Raw genomic sequence first — 17,631 nt, 5'->3', positions numbered from 1 at the left:
TAGGTTCGAGTCCTGCCCCCGCAACCATAATTTGGCGGAATAGCTCAGCTGGCTAGAGCATTCGGTTCATACCCGAAGGGTCGTAGGTTCAAGTCCTATTTCCGCTACCATATGCCGAAGTGGCGGAACTGGCAGACGCACAGGACTTAAAATCCTGCGGTGGTTAAACACCGTACCGGTTCGATTCCGGTCTTCGGCACCAAGACTCAATGATTTTTGTCATTGAGTCTTTTTTTATGATTGTTTTTATATAAATAATTTAAGTATTTCTCTCTTTATATTATAAAATGACATATAAATTTTATAATATATGATATAATGTATTTTACATATAATGGAAAAAGGGGAGAGAGTTATGCAGTATCAAAGTAAAGTATTAGAGTGCAAAAGAAAAAGTAATGTTGAAATTAAAAAAGAAACTGTTATATTGATATTGTTGTTTTTAGGAGGTATATCAATAAGTAGAGTAGTTCTTTTATTTAATAATAATACCATTGGTATAGCACCTTTTGGAGTAGCATATTTAATGGCAACTTCTATGCAAAGAAATTGCAAGAATGTTATAATGAGTGCATTTGGATGTTCTATCGGATATATTACTGTAATTGATAGTATAAGTGGAAAATATGCAGTCTTATTAGAATTAATTGTTGTTGCAGTATATTCTATTGCAGTAATTAAAAGTAAAATAGTTGTATCTGAAAAAGTAATGTTTTTTCTTGTAGCAATAAGCTATTTGGGCTATGTAATGTTAAGAGATTATAATTATCAAGTTGATTTGGCACTATCATTAATTAATATTGCTGTAATAATTCCTGTTTATTATATAGTTAAATATGGTGTTAAGTGTTTAATTGAATTTAATAATAATTATTTCTTTACAGCAGAAGATTTTTTAAGTATGTCTATAATAATATGTCTTTTGGTTTCTGGTATGAGAAATTTGTTTATAAGCAATGTTTCTATACAAAGCATTAGTGGATTTTTTATGGTATTACTTGTTGCTTGTACTGGAGGAACGACATTTGGTGCAACTATAGGCATTACAATGGGAATTATAGTAGGAATAAGTTCTGGAGATTTAACAGAAGGGATAATACTTTATGGTTTGATAGGTCTCATATCTGGCATTTTTAAGCAAGCTGGAAAAAAATTTGTGGCACTGGCATATTTGATAACTTATTTAACAATATGCATTTATTTTGAGCAGTTATCAATATATTCAATAATTCAATGTTTTGTTGTATCTGTGCTTGTTCTTATTATTCCCTCTAGAATATATATCAAGTTAGAATGTGAACTTGATTCTTCAAAGAAAAATGAAAAATTAAATGATTTGGAATTGCAGGAAGTTAAAAATCAATTTTCAATTAAAGTTAAAAAACTTAATAACACTATTGAAAGTATTTTTAAAACTCTTGATAATATGAGCGAAAATGAGAATTTAAATTTTAAAAGTAAAAGTGCAGGTTTAATTGAAAATTTATCAAATAGAGTCTGCTCAAAATGCACAAGATCTAGAACTTGTTGGGAAAGGGATTTCAATGTAACATATAATTCTTTTGAAAAGCTTATAAAAAGTTGTGAAGACAATAGAATAGTGTTTCCGCATCAATTAGAAAAAGTATGTTTTGAAAAATTTCAATTAATAAAGGGAGCAGATTCATTAGTAACATCATTAAAAAGCAATGAAATATATAAAAATAGATTAATAGAAGGTAGAATGATGACTGCAAAACATCTAAGGTGTATTACAAGTTCTATAGAAGAAATGATAGAAGATTTTAATACTAATATAAAAATAGATAATGATATGCAGCGCATTTTGAAGAAAGAGTTAAACAAAAATATGATATATCCTAAAAAAGTATTTTGTTATATAGATGAGAATATACGAAGTAATATAAAGCTTGTTTTTGAAAATTGCCAAGGAAGTAGCTATTGTAATAAGGAAGTGCTTCCTATAATAAATAAAATTATTAATACAAAAATGGAAATAGGAGAAGGTGGTTGCAAAATTAAGCGTGATAATAATGAGTGTAGTATTTTATTTGTTGAGGCACCTAAATTTAAGGCTATATCATATGCTGCAGTATGTACAAAGAGTACTGAAAGATGCTCAGGAGATAGTTATAGTTTTGAAAAATGCACAAATGACAAATATGTAAATGTTATAAGCGATGGAATGGGATTTGGACCTCAAGCTTCTAAGCAGAGCCTAGCCACTATAGAAATGATAGAGAAATATATGGAATCTGGATTTAAAAGTGATGTTGCCATAGATATGATAAATGATGTAATGACCATGAAGTTTGAAGAAGATGAAAGATTTTCAACATTAGATCTTAATATTATAGATTTATATTCTGGCGAGGCAGAATTTATAAAAGTTGGAGCCATAAGCAGTTTCATTAAAAGAGGTAAAAATATAAAGGCAGTATCATCTAATATGCCTCCCTTTGGAACAGTAGATAAAATTGAGATAGATAAAGTGAAGATAAAATTAAAAAATGGTGATTTAATAATTATGATTAGTGATGGAATTGTAGATGTGGATAAAAATCATATGCTTGATTATACATGGCTTGAAGATTATTTAGTTCAATGTACAAAGGATCCTAAAAAATTGGCTCTTGAAATATTAGAAAAGGCCAAGGAATTAAGTGGAAAGAATATACAAGACGATATGACTGTTTTAGTTTGTAAGATTCAAGCAGATATATTAGCTGATTAAAAAGTATGTAACTATTGTTTTAAACAATAAAAGAGAGTATGATTAATTTTGGGTATTTGTAAATAATAATAAATAGAGGAATTAATAAATGAATTATAATATGTTTGATATAAAAAAACGATTTTTAAAATTTATTATAGAAAATAACCTTATTAATAAGAATGATGGCATAGTAGTAGGATTGTCAGGAGGTCCAGATTCAATTTGTCTATTAAGTCTTTTAAATGAAATTAAGGATTATATGAATATAAATATTATAGCAGCACATGTAAATCATATGCTTAGAGGTGTGGAAGCTGATGCAGACGAAGAATATGCTAGGAAAATGTGCGAAAAAATGAACATTAAATTTGTATCAAAAAAGGTAGATATAAAAAGCTATGCAAAAATAAATAAAATGTCATCTGAATCAGCAGGCAGAGAAGCTAGATACGATTTTTTTAATTGTGTGTTAAAAAAATATAACATGAATAAAATAGCAACTGCACATAATGCAAATGATCAAGCAGAAACTGTTATAATGAGAATGATGCGTGGCACAGGGCTTGAAGGTTTAGGTGGAATACTTGCTAAGAGAGATAATATATATATTAGGCCTATTTTATTTTTAAGAAGAGATGAAATTGAAGCTTATTGTAAAAAAAATATGCTAAATCCACGTATAGATAAAACTAACTTGGAAAGAATATACAGTAGGAATAAAATTAGACTTGATATATTACCATACATGAAACAAAATTTTAATGAAGATGTGATTGAAGCTATAAATAGAATGGCGCTTTTACTTCAAGAAGATAATAAGTATATAGAAAAAAAAGCGTTAGATGAGTATTATAATGTTGTAAAAGAGCAAAAAGATAAAATTATTATATTTAAAGAAGCATTTAAACTTGATAAGCCTATTCTAACAAGGATATTAAGAAGGGCAGTATCATATATTAGTGGTAATAAATATGATTTAGAAATGAAACATATATTTGAAATTATAAATCTTCAAAATATGGATACTGGAAAGCAACTAGATATACCTGGCAATATGTATGTGAGTAATGTATATAAAGATATTTATATTCAAAAAAAGTGCAATAATAAAACAAATGAAAGTAATATTGTGAAGATTTACAAGGATGAAATTTCTGGTAAAAAGTTAAAGTATGGTGAATACTCAATTGATTTTGAAGTGATTTGTGACAAAAATATAAATTATCAAAAAAATCATTTGATAAAATATTTTGATTATAATATCATAGAAGATAGTATTACAATTAGAACAAGAAAAAATGGTGATAAGATTTGTCCTCTTGGAATGAATGGTAGTAAAAAATTAAAAGACATATTTATAGATATGAAGGTACCTAAAGAAATGCGTGATAATATACCAATTATCCAATTTGACAATGATATTGCATGGATTGTTTCTTTGAAACTTAGTGATAAATTTAAAATAACGTCAAATACAGAAAGAATATTAAAAATCACTGTAAATAGAGAGGTATAAATATGAAAGACGATATAAAAGAAGTACTATTATCAGAAGAAGATGTTCTTGAAATTTCAAGAAAATTAGGAAGTAAAATAAGCGAAGATTACAAAGGAAAAGATTTATTAGTCATTGGAATATTGAAAGGTGCAGTTTTATTTACATCAGATTTATTAAAAAACATATCTATTCCGTGTCAAATTGATTTTATGGCTGCATCTAGCTATGGAAATAGTGCTGAATCTTCTGGAGTTGTAAAAATAAAAAAAGATGTAGATTGTGATGTGGCAGGAAAGGATGTTCTTATTGTCGAAGATATTGTTGATACTGGAATTACTTTGAAATATATAATAGGTGAATTGAAGAAGAGAAAAGTTAATTCAGTTGAAGTTGTAGCATTGTTAGATAAACCAGAAGGTAGAAAAACAGATGTTAAAGCAAAATATATTGGATTTAAAATGCCAAATGAATTTTTAGTTGGATATGGTCTTGATTATGCTGAAAAATATAGGAATTTACCTTATATAGGAATATTGAAACCTGAAGTTTATAACAAATAGAAATTTATAAATTTAGTAAAAATAATTGATAATTGCGAGAGGGGGATATTAATGAAAAAAAATTCTAGTTCAGCTATATGTATAGTTTTATTAGTAATATTAACGTTATGTGCAATAACATTAACTACTAATGGTAATACCGCTAATACACTGCCATATAGTGATTTTGAACAAAAGTGGAATGATAATGATATAAGTAGCATTGTATACAATGAAAATAAAATGATGATAGAAGGCATAACTAATGAAAATAAGACATTTAGAACTTATGCTTTAAAGGAATCATTAGTGTCACTTATGAATAAAAATCCAAATGCCAATGTTAAGGTGGAATTTGTTCCGCCATCTAATACTTCTATGTGGCTTACTATTATACCTATTGTACTTGTAGCTATTGTAGGATTCTTTATATTTTTTATTTTTATGCAACAAGCACAAGGTGGTGGCAGTGGAAGAAGTGCCATGAACTTTGGTAAGAGTAGAGCAAAACTTGCTGATCCTGATTCTCAAAAAATTACATTTAAAGATGTTGCAGGAGCAGATGAAGAAAAAGAAGAACTTGCTGAAATTGTAGACTTTTTAAGAGAACCTGCTAAATATATTGAAATGGGAGCTAGAATTCCAAAAGGAATATTATTAGTAGGACCTCCAGGTACAGGTAAAACATTACTTGCTAAAGCTATATCAGGAGAAGCTAAGGTCCCATTTTTTAGTATATCTGGATCTGATTTTGTTGAGATGTTTGTTGGTGTAGGTGCTTCAAGAGTAAGAGATTTATTTAGCGAAGCTAAGAAAAATGCTCCGTGTATAATTTTTATTGATGAAATTGATGCTGTAGGTAGACAAAGAGGAGCAGGACTTGGTGGAGGTCATGATGAACGTGAACAAACTTTAAATCAATTGCTAGTTGAAATGGATGGATTTGGAGTTAATGAAGGTATTATTATGGTGGCTGCTACTAACAGACCTGATATATTAGATCCTGCACTTTTAAGACCAGGTAGATTCGATAGACAAATTGTAGTTGGATCTCCTGATGTAAAAGGAAGAGAGGAAATTTTAAAGGTTCATACTAGGAAGAAGCCTTTAGGAGAAGATGTACATTTAGATGTATTAGCAAAAATGACACCTGGATTTTGTGGCGCTGACTTAGAAAATTTAACAAATGAAGCTGCTCTTCTTGCTGTTAGAAAAGGCAAAAAGCAAATTTCTATGGTTGATATGGAAGAGGCAATAACAAGGGTAATTGCAGGACCCGAGAAGAAGAGTAAAGTTATAACAGAAGAAGACAAAAGATTAACAGCATATCATGAAGCAGGGCATGCTGTAGTAATGAATCTTTTAGAACATGCGGATCCAGTTCATGAAATATCTATAATACCAAGAGGAAGAGCTGGTGGTTATACATTAAATCTACCAACAAAAGATAGATCATATACATCTAAGTCAAGACTAAAAGATGAAATGGTAGGACTTTTAGGAGGTAGAGTAGCTGAAAAGCTTGTAATAGGAGATATTAGTACTGGAGCTAAAAATGATATTGATAGAGCAAGTTCTATTGCAAGAAGTATGGTAATGGAATATGGTATGAGTGATACTATAGGAACTATATCATATAACTCTGAACCTAGTGGTGAGATATTCTTAGGAAGAGATCTTGGAAAAGGAAGAGATTTTAGTGAAGAAATCGGTGCTAAGATAGATAAAGAAGTTAAGAGTCTTATTGATGAAGCTTATAATAGAGCTGAAAAAATATTGACTGATAATATTAATAGGTTACATGCAGTTTCTAAGGCGTTAATTGAAAAAGAAAAAATTGATGGAGAAGAATTTAAAAGAATATTTGATTCAGTACCAGGTACAAATATAAATTTAAATAAAGAATAAATTACTAGACCTTAAGTTAATTTGATTGACTTAAGGTCTTTTTTAAAAAAAAGCTTGCAAGTGAATGAATAAGGTAGGACTTTTAATTGTTATATAAAAATGATATAATCTTATTGTTATTCAGAAAAGTAGGAATTACTTTTATCAAATACATAGGAGAGTGAATATATAAAAGATGAAAAGTGATATACAAATAGCGCAAGAGGCTAAAATGGAACCTATTGTTAAAATAGCGCAAAAAATCAATTTATCTGAAGATGATATTGAATTATACGGTAAGTATAAATGTAAAATTTCATTAGATGTATTAAATAATCATAAAAATGATAAGGATGGTAAATTAGTATTAGTTACTGCAATTAATCCTACACCAGCAGGAGAAGGTAAATCAACAGTAACAGTTGGACTTGGACAAGCATTATGTAAAAAAGGTAAAAATGCAATAATAGCACTTAGAGAACCATCACTCGGACCTGTATTTGGTATTAAGGGAGGTGCTGCAGGAGGCGGTTATGCACAAGTAGTACCAATGGAAGATATAAATTTACATTTCACTGGTGATATGCATGCTATAACATCTGCTAATAATTTGTTATGTGCAGCTATAGATAATCATATTCATCAAGGAAATAAATTAAGAATAGATTCAAGAAGAATAACTTTTAAGAGAGTTATGGATATGAATGATAGAGCTTTAAGAAACGTAGTTGTAGGAATGGGCGGTAAGGCTAATGGATTTGTTAGAGAAGATGGATTCATGATAACAGTTGCTTCAGAAATTATGGCTATATTATGCTTAGCTACAAGTCTTAAAGATTTAAAAGAAAGAATGGGAAATATAGTTATTGGATATAACTTAGATGGGGAACCTGTATATGCTAAGGAACTTGAAGTAAATGGTGCAATGGCATTACTTATGAAAGATGCTATAAAGCCTAATTTAGTACAAACACTAGAAAATACTCCAGCAATTATTCATGGGGGTCCATTTGCTAATATTGCACATGGTTGTAATTCAATTTTAGCTACAAAACTTGCATTAAAATTATCTGACATTGCTATAACAGAAGCTGGTTTTGGTGCAGATCTTGGTGCAGAAAAATTCTTAGATATAAAATGTAGATATGGAAATTTAAATCCAGACTGCGTTGTTATAGTCGCAACAATAAGAGCTTTAAAACATCATGGTGGAGTTTCAAAGGAAGATTTAAATACACCTAATGTAGAAGCACTTAAAAAAGGTGTTGCTAATCTTGAAAAGCAAATAGAAAATATAAAGAAATTTAATGTGCCAGTAGTTGTTGCAATAAATAAATTTGTTTCTGATAGTGATGAAGAAGTTAAATTTATTAAGGAATTTTGTGAAAAACAAGGAGTTAAGGTTGCGTTATCAGATGTATGGGCGAAAGGTGGCGAAGGTGGCCTAGAATTAGCAGATACTGTTTTAGATGTATTAGAAAATGAAAAATCTGATTTTGCTCCAATATATGATTCAAAAGAAAGTATTCAAGACAAAATATTAAAAATTGCTAAAGAAATATATGGGGCAGATGGAGTTACATATACTGTAGCAGCTAAAAAACAAATTGCCGAATTAGAAAAATTTAATTTAGATAAATTACCAATTTGTATGGCTAAAACACAATATTCTTTATCAGATAATCCAGAATTACTTGCTAAGCCTGAAGGATTTAATATTACTGTTAGAGAAGTTAGAGTTTCAAATGGAGCAGGATTTATTGTTGCACTAACAGGTAATGTTATGACAATGCCAGGCTTACCAAAAGTACCTGCTGCTAATAAAATGGATATACTTGAAAATGGAGAAATAGTAGGATTATTCTAGAAATATTTACAATAATTTTATACATAAAAAAAGTGGCTATGCCACTTTTTTACTGTGTCTTGACAAATTGTACTTACTTGCTAAAATAAGAGTGTAAAAATTTAGATTGGTGGTAAAATATAAAAGCGGCCCTTAAGCTGCTTTTAATTTTAAATACACAAAAGTAAAAATATTAAGGTGGTGTTTTATGGTTTTACTTGTTGACGTTGGAAATACCAATATTGTACTTGGAGTGCATAACGGAAAAGATTATATTGCAAGTTGGCGTATTTCTACAGATCCTAAGAAGACATCAGATGAGTATAGTATACAAGTTATGCAGTTGTTTGCTCAAAGTAATTTAATGCCTAAAGACATAAAAGGAATAATTGTATCATCAGTAGTTCCTAATGTTATGCATTCATTAGAAAATATGCTAAAAAAATGCTTTAATATAGAACCTATTATAGTGGGACCTGGAGTGAAAACTGGTATAAATATAAAATATGATAATCCAAAGGAAGTTGGTGCAGATAGAATAGTAAATGCTGTGGCGGCATTTGAAATATATAAGAAATCCCTTGTAATAATCGATTTTGGTACTGCAACTACATTTTGCGCACTAACTAAAAATGGTGATTATTTAGGAGGATGTATTGTGCCAGGAATTAAGATATCATCAGATGCACTATTTGATAGGGCTGCAAAACTTCCAAGGGTTGAACTTGAACTTCCTAAAAGTGTTATATGCAAAAATACTGTTACAAGTATGCAGGCAGGAATTCTTTATGGATATATAGGCCAAGTTGAATATATAGTTTCAAAGATGAAGAAAGAAATGAAAAAAGTAATTGACGATGAACCTTTAGTTGTAGCAACAGGGGGCCTTGCAAAATTAATTGCAAAAGAAACTGATGCAATTGATAAAGTAGATTCAGACTTGACATTAGAAGGACTTAAGATGATATACTACAAAAATGTGGAGTGAAAATATGAAAATATCTAATTTAGAATTCAAAAATGGAATATTTTTAGCGCCTATGGCTGGAGTTACTGATATATCATTTAGAGGCTTATGTAAGGAAATGGGGTGTGAACTTGTATATACCGAAATGGTTAGTGCAAGAGCTTTATACTATAATAATGACAAAACAAAAAAACTTCTAAAGATAGCTGACGAAGAAAAACCAGTAGCAGCTCAAATTTTTGGCAGAGACCCAAAAATAATGGCCACAATATGTGAAGAACAATTAAATGATAGAGATGATATTTGCATAATAGATATTAATATGGGATGCCCAGCTAATAAGATAGTTAAAAACGGTGAAGGATCTGCGTTAATGAAGGAACCAGATTTGGCTGAAGAAATTGTAAGAGAAATAAAAAAGGTGTCTAAAAAGCCCATAACAGTAAAATTCAGAAAAGGATTTGACGAAGAACATGTAAATGCAATTGAATTTGCTAAAAGACTTGAATATGCTGGGGCAGATGCAATTGCTGTTCATGGAAGGACTAAAAAGCAAATGTATGAAGGAAAAGCTGATTGGCAAATAATAAAAAAGGTTAAGGAAGCTGTTTCTATACCTGTAATAGGAAATGGAGATATTTTTTGTGCAACTGATGCTTTAAAAATGAAAGAAATAACTAATTGCGATGCTATAATGGTTGCTAGAGGTAGTATGGGAAATCCATGGATTTTTAAAGAAATAAAATCGGCCTTTGATAAAAACGGATCCATAACTATAACACCACAAGAAAAAATAGATATGTGTTTAAGGCATTATGCTCTTGCCATTAAATATGATGGGGAATATAAAGCTATAAGAGAAATGCGAAAGCATTCTTCGTGGTATATTAAGGGCTTAAAAGGATGTACAGAGATTAGAAATTTAGTTAATACTCTAGAAAATAGCAGTGAAATATTTAAGGTGTTTAACGATTATAAAAATCAATTTTGATATCCATTATAAGTTAATTTGTTGACAGATTAAGTATGCTGATTTATAATAATTTAAATGATTTCAAGGAATAAATTGAAAATAGGTTGCTAAAGGGGAGTACAAGATATGAGCGAATCAAAAAAATTTGTAATGACATATGAAGGTGTAAAAAAACTAGAGGATGAATTAGAATATTTAAAAACAACTAAAAGAAGAGAAATTACTGAAAAGATAAAAGTAGCTTTAGGATACGGAGATTTAAGTGAAAATTCAGAATATGATGAAGCTAAAAATGAGCAAGCATTTACAGAAGGTAGAATATTACAAATTGAAAATATGTTAAAGAATGCTACTGTTGTAGATGAATCTGATATGCCTAAAGATACTGTTTCTGTAGGTTCAATAGTTAAAGTTAAGGATTATGATTTTGATGAAGAAGTTGAATATTCAATTGTAGGTTCAGCAGAAGCAGATCCAATGAACTTTAAAATTTCTAATGAATCACCTGTTGGAAAAGGGCTAATAGGTAAGAAAATAGGAGAGATTGTTGAAATACCAGTTCCAGATGGAGTTAGTAAATTTGAAATACTTGATATAAGAAGAGTGTAACGGAGGGATATTAATGTCAACTGAAGAAATGAATATGCAAGAGTTAGAATCTAAGTTTAGTGAACAAGAGCAACTTAGAAGAGAAAAGCTTGAGGAATTAAAAAAGCAAGGAAAGGATCCTTTTGATGTTTATAAAGTAGAAAGAAGCCATACATCAGAAGCTGTAAAATCAAATTATGATGAATTAGAAGGAAAAGAAGTTTCTGTTGCTGGAAGAATAATGTCAAAAAGAGGTCAAGGAAAAGTAGTATTCTCAGATATTCATGATAAAGATGGTAAAATTCAATTATTTTTAAAGATAGATAAAGTTGGAGAAGATAATCTTAAAGAATATAAAAGCTTTGACATTGGTGATATAATTTGGGCTAAAGGTGAAGTGTTTAAAACTAGAACAGAAGAAGTAACTGTAAATGTAAATGAATTTAAACTTATAAGTAAATCTTTAAAGCCATTACCAGAAAAGTGGCATGGTTTAAAAGACCCAGATCTAAGATATAGACAAAGAGAAGTAGATATAATTACTAATCCAGAAGTTAAAAATACTTTTATTAAAAGAAGCCAAATAATTTCAGCTATTAGAGAATTCTTAGATAATAAAGGGTTCTTAGAGGTGGAAACTCCAATTCTTGGAGCTATAGCAGGTGGCGCAGCAGCAAGACCATTTATTACTCATCATAATACATTAAACATTGACATGTACTTAAGAATAGCTACTGAACTTTATTTAAAGAGATTAATAGTTGCAGGATTTGAAAAAGTATATGAAATGGGAAGAAACTTCAGAAATGAAGGAATGGATATAAGACATAATCCAGAATTTACATGTATTGAATTATATGAAGCATATTCAGATTACAATGATATGATGGAAATAACTGAAAATTTAGTTGCTTATGTATGTGAAAAGGTAAATGGAACAACTAAAGTTACTTATCAAGGAACAGAAATAGACTTTAAGCCACCATGGAGAAGAATAACTATGGTTGATGCTGTAAAGGAATATGCAGGTGTAGACTTTAATGAAATAGTAACTGATGAAGAAGCTCAAAAAATTGCAAAGGAAAAGAACTTAGAATTTCCTAAGCCTTTAAATACAGTAACAAAAGGTGAAGTATTAAATGCATTATATGAAGAATTTGGCGAAGAAAATATGATTCAACCAACATTTGTGTGTGATTATCCAGTAGAAATTTCTCCTTTAACTAAGAAAAAGAGAGGAAATGAAATGTTTACTGAAAGATTTGAAGGATTTGTGTTTGGTAGAGAAATATGTAATGCATATTCAGAACTTAATGATCCTATAGTTCAAAGACAAAGATTTGAACAACAAGCTAAATCAAGAGAATTAGGTGATGATGAAGCTTATGTTATTGATGAAGATTTCATGAGTGCATTAGAAACTGGTATGCCTCCTACAGGTGGTCTTGGAATGGGTATAGATAGACTTATTATGTTCTTAACTGATTCAGCATCAATAAGAGATGTATTATTATTCCCTACAATGAAACCATTAGATAAGTAGTATGTTTAATATATATATAGTTTAATTTAACTAAGGAAAATTAGAAAAATGGGCGGCTTTCAAATGAAAACTGTCCATTTTTGAAATTGTAATAAGAGGTTAATATTACGCATTTAAAGCAATGAAAAAAAATTAATAAAAAAATTAAAAAAAATATGCAAAAGTACTTGCATTTTATTTTAAAGCTGATATAATAATCAATGTGCTAACGTTCCGCGATAGCTCAATGGTGGAGCACTCGGCTGTTAACCGATAGGTTGGAGGTTCGAGCCCTCTTCGCGGAGCCATTTTTTATAACGTTAGTATGCATATAATATTCCGCGATAGCTCAATGGTGGAGCACTCGGCTGTTAACCGATAGGTTGGAGGTTCGAGCCCTCTTCGCGGAGCCACATAATATTTAAGCAATGGATTTTCCATTGCTTTTTTTATAAAAGTCTTGACATATATTTAACATTTGATAAAATTATTTATATAAATTAATATGCATGAAGAGAAAGAGGAGTAGTCTTTTGTGTTATTTTAGAGAGGTATCGGTAGGTGTAAGATATTATAGCTATAAGGTGAATGGAACTTTTGAATGCGCTTTTTAAAGTTGGGCTTATGCCAAGAAGGGTGGAACCGCGGAAGTTAATTTCGTCCCTTTAGGTTTTAAGGCTCTTTTTTTATATATAAAATTTTGGAGGTAAAAAATATGGCGGTTAAAAAAACAATGGATAAGATAGTTGCTCTTTGCAAGAATAGAGGATTTATATTCCCTGGTTCAGATATATATGGTGGCTTGGCAAATGCTTGGGATTATGGCCCACTTGGAGTTGAATTTAAAAATAATGTAAAAAAAGCTTGGTGGAAAAAATTTGTTCAAGAGAGCCCTTATAACGTTGGTCTTGATAGTGCTATTTTAATGAACAGAGAAGTATGGGTTGCTTCAGGACATGTTGGTGGTTTTTCAGATCCATTAATGGACTGTAAAGAATGTAAATCTAGATTTAGAGCTGATAAGCTTGTAGAAGATTATATGACAGAAAATGGAGCAGAAGTTGCTTCAGCAGATGGATGGACTAATGAACAATTAAAAAGTTATATTGAAGAACATAATATAGTTTGCCCTAAATGCGGTAAAATGAATTATACTGATATAAGAAAATTTAACTTGATGTTTAAAACTTATGCAGGTGTTACAGAAGATGCAAAAAATGAAATATATTTAAGACCAGAAACAGCTCAGGGTATATTTGTTAATTTTAAAGCTGTACAAAGAACAACTAGAAAGAAAGTTCCATTTGGTATTGGTCAAATAGGAAAGTCTTTTAGAAATGAAATAACTCCAGGTAATTTTACATTTAGAACAAGAGAATTTGAACAAATGGAATTAGAATTTTTCTGTAAACCGGATACAGACTTGGAATGGTTTGAATATTGGAGAAAATATTGTTGGCAATTCTTACTTAACTTAGGAATAAACGAAGATAATGTTAGAATGAGAGATCATAGTAAAGAAGAATTATCCTTCTATTCAAAAGCTACATCAGATATAGAATATTTATTCCCATTTGGATGGGGTGAACTTTGGGGCATAGCAGACAGAACTGATTATGATTTAAGTAAACACCAAGAGCATTCAGGACAAGATTTAACATATTTAGATCCAAATACAAATGAAAAATATATTCCATATGTTATAGAACCATCATTAGGTGCTGATAGAGTTGCATTAGCATTTTTAGTAGAAGCATATGATGAAGAAGAATTAGAAGGTGGAGATATTAGAACTGTAATGCATATTCATCCAGCATTAGCGCCATATAAAGCTGCTATTTTACCTTTATCTAAAAAGTTATCTGACAAAGCTTTAGAAGTATATGGAGAATTAGCAAAGAAATTTAACGTGGAATATGATGAAGGTGGAAGCATAGGTAAGAGATATAGAAGACAAGATGAAATAGGAACACCATATTGCATAACTGTAGATTTTGATACAGAAAATGATGGATGTGTAACTGTAAGAGATAGAGATACAATGAAACAAGATAGAGTTAAAATAAGTGAATTAGAGTCATATATTGAAAAAAGCTTAATATTCTAATTGGGGGCATTAAAATGAAAAAAGATTTTAATGAATTTAAAAAATATATAAACAATAAAAAGGTAGCTGTAGTAGGTATAGGAGTTTCTAATATACCATTAATTGAATTTTTAGTTAAGCTTGGAGCTAAAGTTTCTGCTTTTGATAAGAAAACAGAAAGTCAACTAGGCGAAATTGCACAAAAATTTAAAAATATCGGAGTTATTCTTAACTTAGGTGAAGGTTATCTAGAAAAACTTACAGGATTTGATGTAGTATTTAAAACTCCTTCAATGAGAATTGATAGTGAAGCATTAGTCAAAGCTAAGAATGAAGGCGCGTATATAACATCCGAGATGGAAGAGTTTGTTAGATATTGCAAAGGAAAGATATATGCTGTTACTGGTAGTGACGGAAAGACAACAACAACAACTATAATATCTAAATTATTAAAAGAAGAAGGATATACAACATGGGTTGGAGGCAATATTGGTACTCCTCTATTTGCACAAATAGAAGATATAAAAGATACTGATAAGGTTGTATTAGAATTATCAAGCTTTCAATTAATGACAATGAATCTTCCAATAGATGTAGCTATATGTACAAATTTAGCGCCTAATCATTTAGATATGCATAAGGATATGCAAGAATATATTGATGCAAAGAAAAATATCTTCTTGTATCAAAATTCAAATGATATTTTAGTTGTTAATAGAGAAAATGAAATAACTTATTCTTTTGAAGAAGAAGCCAAGGGCGAAGTTAGAGAATTCAGTTCAAAGAGAGAAGTTAAAAATGGAGCTTATTATAAAGATGGAACATTATTTGTTGATGGAGAAGCTGTTTGTAAGAAGGATGAAATTGTAATAAAAGGTATGCATAATGTAGAAAATTATTTGGCTGCATTTATCGCAACAAAAGATGAGGTTTCTAAGGAATCAATGAAGAAGGTGGCTACTACATTCGCAGGTGTAGAGCATAGATGTGAGCTTGTAAGAGAACTTGATGGTGTTAAATATTATAACGATTCTATTGCCTCAAGTCCTACAAGAACACTTGCAGGTCTTAGGGCCTTTGATACCAAGGTTATAGTTATTGCTGGTGGTTATGACAAACATATACCTTTTGAGCCTTTAGCATATGAGGGATATCCATATATAAAAGAATTAATTCTTTTAGGTGCAACAAAGGATAAAATTAAATTTGCCTTTAAAAAGCTTTATGAAGATAAGAATATTAAGGTTAATATTGTAGAGGTTTCTTCTTTAGAAGAAGCTGTAAACAAGGCAAGGGAAATTGCACAAAAGGGAGATATAGTTACTCTTTCACCTGCTTGTGCGGCTTTTGATATGTTCCCAAACTTTGCGGTAAGAGGACGAAAATTTAAGGAAATTGTCAAAGGTTTAAAATAAACATAAAAAATAAGGGGCTAATAAGCTCCTTATTTTTTTATATGCTAATTGTAGGATTTATAAGAAATGTTATTAGGAGTGATGTTTTTATTAACGAAAATCCCCTTTTCATTAAGGTAATAATCGCTTATTGAATCCTTGATAAGTGCATTTGATGTACATGTAGAATCAGCTAAGTTAACATTTAATGTATATAAGTAATTAGAATCATCACAATTTATAAAATATAATTTTCCGTTAAATGCTTTTAAATTTTCTCCATTCATTAAAAACAGTCTAGTGGCTTTTAAATTTGAAGGATCAATTGAATATAAATTGTTATTGTCTGATGAATTTATGGCTAATATAACATTTTCATGGATTACATAACTATCGACAGAAAAGTCCGTTATTTTTTCGGTTTCGCTACCATCAATTCTTACTTTATATAATTTGAATTGGTCATTTGGATTTTGAAACAGTATAAAATCACCATTAATAATAAAATTATTAAACGTATTATCAGAAATAAGAGTTGTTTTTTTAGTATTAGTATCATATACATAAAGGTGTTTTGAATCTGTATTATTTATGTAATATATTAAGTTATCTACTGCAACTAAATTTGATACATTATCTTCTGAAATTATTTCTTCTGTTTTACTATTAAAATTTGTTGAGCTTAATCTGTTCCCTTTTGAAATATTTGAAAAATATATTGTGTTATTGGAGATGCATAAATCATCTGTAGACAAATTTATAAAATCTTTTACATCGCTTGTATTTATAATATTATTGTTAAATGTAGAGTCTATATAAGATATCCTGTTTTCATCATTTGTATTAGGAAAAATAATTGAATTATCTTTTATAACAAAAGGACATTTTGTAAAAGTTGAATTGCTTAGTACAAAAGGACGCTTTAATGTGTTATAAGATGGTTTTGAATAAGTTAAATCATTTGAAGTTTTAGTTGAATTATTTTCTGAATTGTTGCTACATCCCATAATGAAAAATGCAGAAGTTGCAAGTAAAAATGCTAATGTTGCTTTTTTATTCAAAATTTCCCCTCCTTTATAATATCATAGGTATACTTAAATAATAAAATAAATGACAAAAAGAGTAAAGTAATTAATGAATAAAAGTAAAAATATATATGTTATTTTATATTTTTATTTAATAAATTCAATAACATATCCTGGCGTGTCATTAATAAAATATAAAAGAAAAAAAGAGAAAATAGAAGAGAATTTAAAATATTTTTTTATACTCAAGTATGATGGATATATAATTTTTTAAAAAAATGTTATTATAGGTTCTGTCGTCAGCGCAAGAGTTCATTTGTGAATGAGTAAAAATTAAAAAAACTTGTTGACAATACGAATTGTTGATGATATTATAATATGGCGGTCTGAAATGACTAGTTGATCTTTGAAAATTGAACAGAGTAATAAGTTAAGAACCAGCAATTCTTTTATTAGTAAGTTTTATGAGCGGTCTTAGAAATAAGACTTAGAATCAAACTTTTTATTGAGAGTTTGATCCTGGCTCAGGACGAACGCTGGCGGCGTGCTTAACACATGCAAGTCGAGCGATGAAATTCTCTTCGGAGAAT

12 protein-coding genes, 4 tRNA genes and 1 rRNA gene are annotated in these 17,631 nt (G+C 29.6%); 16 read left to right on the top strand and 1 reads right to left on the bottom strand.

Annotation, left to right across the window (positions count from 1 at the left end; genetic code table 11):
* Positions 1 to 33: 33 nt before the first annotated feature.
* From ACTNAO_RS11850 to murD, 15 genes are all read left to right on the top strand, one after another.
* Positions 34 to 110, top strand: a tRNA-Met gene (locus tag ACTNAO_RS11850).
* 3 nt (positions 111 to 113) lie between these two features.
* A tRNA-Leu gene (locus ACTNAO_RS11845) sits at positions 114 to 202 on the top strand.
* Positions 203 to 355: 153 nt separating this feature from the next.
* Complete coding sequence (gene spoIIE, locus ACTNAO_RS11840) at positions 356 to 2,734, top strand: stage II sporulation protein E (protein WP_441025680.1); 2,379 nt, start codon at positions 356 to 358, stop codon at positions 2,732 to 2,734.
* A gap of 88 nt (positions 2,735 to 2,822) precedes the next feature.
* Positions 2,823 to 4,232 (top strand): tRNA lysidine(34) synthetase TilS, encoded by a 1,410-nt coding sequence (tilS, locus tag ACTNAO_RS11835; RefSeq protein ID WP_441025683.1) that lies wholly within the window; start codon positions 2,823 to 2,825, stop codon positions 4,230 to 4,232.
* Between the two features lie 2 nt (positions 4,233 to 4,234).
* Positions 4,235 to 4,774 (top strand): hypoxanthine phosphoribosyltransferase, encoded by a 540-nt coding sequence (hpt, locus tag ACTNAO_RS11830; protein ID WP_441025686.1) that lies wholly within the window; start codon positions 4,235 to 4,237, stop codon positions 4,772 to 4,774.
* A gap of 51 nt (positions 4,775 to 4,825) precedes the next feature.
* Positions 4,826 to 6,661, top strand: a complete 1,836-nt coding sequence (gene ftsH / locus ACTNAO_RS11825; protein ID WP_441025689.1) for an ATP-dependent zinc metalloprotease FtsH — start codon at positions 4,826 to 4,828, stop codon at positions 6,659 to 6,661.
* Between the two features lie 175 nt (positions 6,662 to 6,836).
* On the top strand, positions 6,837 to 8,507 hold the full coding sequence (locus ACTNAO_RS11820; RefSeq protein ID WP_441025692.1) for a formate--tetrahydrofolate ligase: 1,671 nt from the start codon (positions 6,837 to 6,839) through the stop codon (positions 8,505 to 8,507).
* Positions 8,508 to 8,694: 187 nt separating this feature from the next.
* Positions 8,695 to 9,474: a type III pantothenate kinase gene (locus tag ACTNAO_RS11815; RefSeq protein WP_441025694.1), complete on the top strand. Its 780-nt coding sequence runs from the start codon at positions 8,695 to 8,697 to the stop codon at positions 9,472 to 9,474.
* 4 nt (positions 9,475 to 9,478) lie between these two features.
* The gene (gene dusB, locus ACTNAO_RS11810) at positions 9,479 to 10,444 is read left to right on the top strand and encodes a tRNA dihydrouridine synthase DusB (protein ID WP_441025697.1); all 966 of its coding nucleotides are present in this window, start codon (positions 9,479 to 9,481) and stop codon (positions 10,442 to 10,444) included.
* A gap of 108 nt (positions 10,445 to 10,552) precedes the next feature.
* Positions 10,553 to 11,035, top strand: a complete 483-nt coding sequence (greA, locus tag ACTNAO_RS11805) for a transcription elongation factor GreA (protein WP_441025700.1) — start codon at positions 10,553 to 10,555, stop codon at positions 11,033 to 11,035.
* Positions 11,036 to 11,048: 13 nt separating this feature from the next.
* Positions 11,049 to 12,557, top strand: coding sequence for a lysine--tRNA ligase (gene lysS / locus ACTNAO_RS11800; protein WP_441025702.1), 1,509 nt, complete (start codon positions 11,049 to 11,051; stop codon positions 12,555 to 12,557).
* Between the two features lie 212 nt (positions 12,558 to 12,769).
* Positions 12,770 to 12,844, top strand: a tRNA-Asn gene (locus tag ACTNAO_RS11795).
* Between the two features lie 30 nt (positions 12,845 to 12,874).
* Positions 12,875 to 12,949: transfer RNA gene (locus ACTNAO_RS11790), tRNA-Asn, on the top strand.
* Positions 12,950 to 13,251: 302 nt separating this feature from the next.
* Positions 13,252 to 14,643 carry a glycine--tRNA ligase gene (locus ACTNAO_RS11785; RefSeq protein ID WP_441025704.1) on the top strand — a complete coding sequence of 464 codons (1,392 nt, stop codon included), beginning with the start codon at positions 13,252 to 13,254 and terminating at the stop codon, positions 14,641 to 14,643.
* 14 nt (positions 14,644 to 14,657) lie between these two features.
* A complete protein-coding gene (gene murD, locus ACTNAO_RS11780) occupies positions 14,658 to 16,037 on the top strand; it encodes a UDP-N-acetylmuramoyl-L-alanine--D-glutamate ligase (protein ID WP_441025707.1) in 1,380 nt (459 codons plus the stop codon).
* 44 nt (positions 16,038 to 16,081) lie between these two features.
* Here the strand turns inward: murD and ACTNAO_RS11775 are convergent, their stop codons facing one another.
* A complete protein-coding gene (locus tag ACTNAO_RS11775) occupies positions 16,082 to 17,077 on the bottom strand; it encodes a DUF5050 domain-containing protein (protein ID WP_441025710.1) in 996 nt (331 codons plus the stop codon).
* 465 nt (positions 17,078 to 17,542) lie between these two features.
* Between ACTNAO_RS11775 and ACTNAO_RS11770 the strand changes: the two genes are divergently transcribed.
* A 16S ribosomal RNA gene (locus ACTNAO_RS11770) occupies positions 17,543 to 17,631 on the top strand; the annotation flags it as partial.

The sequence above is a fragment of the Clostridium sp. HCP1S3_C6 genome, assembly GCF_052066735.1.
Classification (GTDB): Bacteria; Bacillota; Clostridia; order Clostridiales; family Clostridiaceae; genus Clostridium.
This window is presented reverse-complemented; position numbering and strand designations above follow the sequence as displayed.

Coding starts and splice junctions, on each gene's coding strand:
- spoIIE (WP_441025680.1), top strand. CDS start 356: ATGCAGTATCAAAGTAAAGTATTAGAGTGCAAAAGAAAAAGTAATGTT.
- tilS (WP_441025683.1), top strand. CDS start 2,823: ATGAATTATAATATGTTTGATATAAAAAAACGATTTTTAAAATTTATT.
- hpt (WP_441025686.1), top strand. CDS start 4,235: ATGAAAGACGATATAAAAGAAGTACTATTATCAGAAGAAGATGTTCTT.
- ftsH (WP_441025689.1), top strand. CDS start 4,826: ATGAAAAAAAATTCTAGTTCAGCTATATGTATAGTTTTATTAGTAATA.
- ACTNAO_RS11820 (WP_441025692.1), top strand. CDS start 6,837: ATGAAAAGTGATATACAAATAGCGCAAGAGGCTAAAATGGAACCTATT.
- ACTNAO_RS11815 (WP_441025694.1), top strand. CDS start 8,695: ATGGTTTTACTTGTTGACGTTGGAAATACCAATATTGTACTTGGAGTG.
- dusB (WP_441025697.1), top strand. CDS start 9,479: ATGAAAATATCTAATTTAGAATTCAAAAATGGAATATTTTTAGCGCCT.
- greA (WP_441025700.1), top strand. CDS start 10,553: ATGAGCGAATCAAAAAAATTTGTAATGACATATGAAGGTGTAAAAAAA.
- lysS (WP_441025702.1), top strand. CDS start 11,049: ATGTCAACTGAAGAAATGAATATGCAAGAGTTAGAATCTAAGTTTAGT.
- ACTNAO_RS11785 (WP_441025704.1), top strand. CDS start 13,252: ATGGCGGTTAAAAAAACAATGGATAAGATAGTTGCTCTTTGCAAGAAT.
- murD (WP_441025707.1), top strand. CDS start 14,658: ATGAAAAAAGATTTTAATGAATTTAAAAAATATATAAACAATAAAAAG.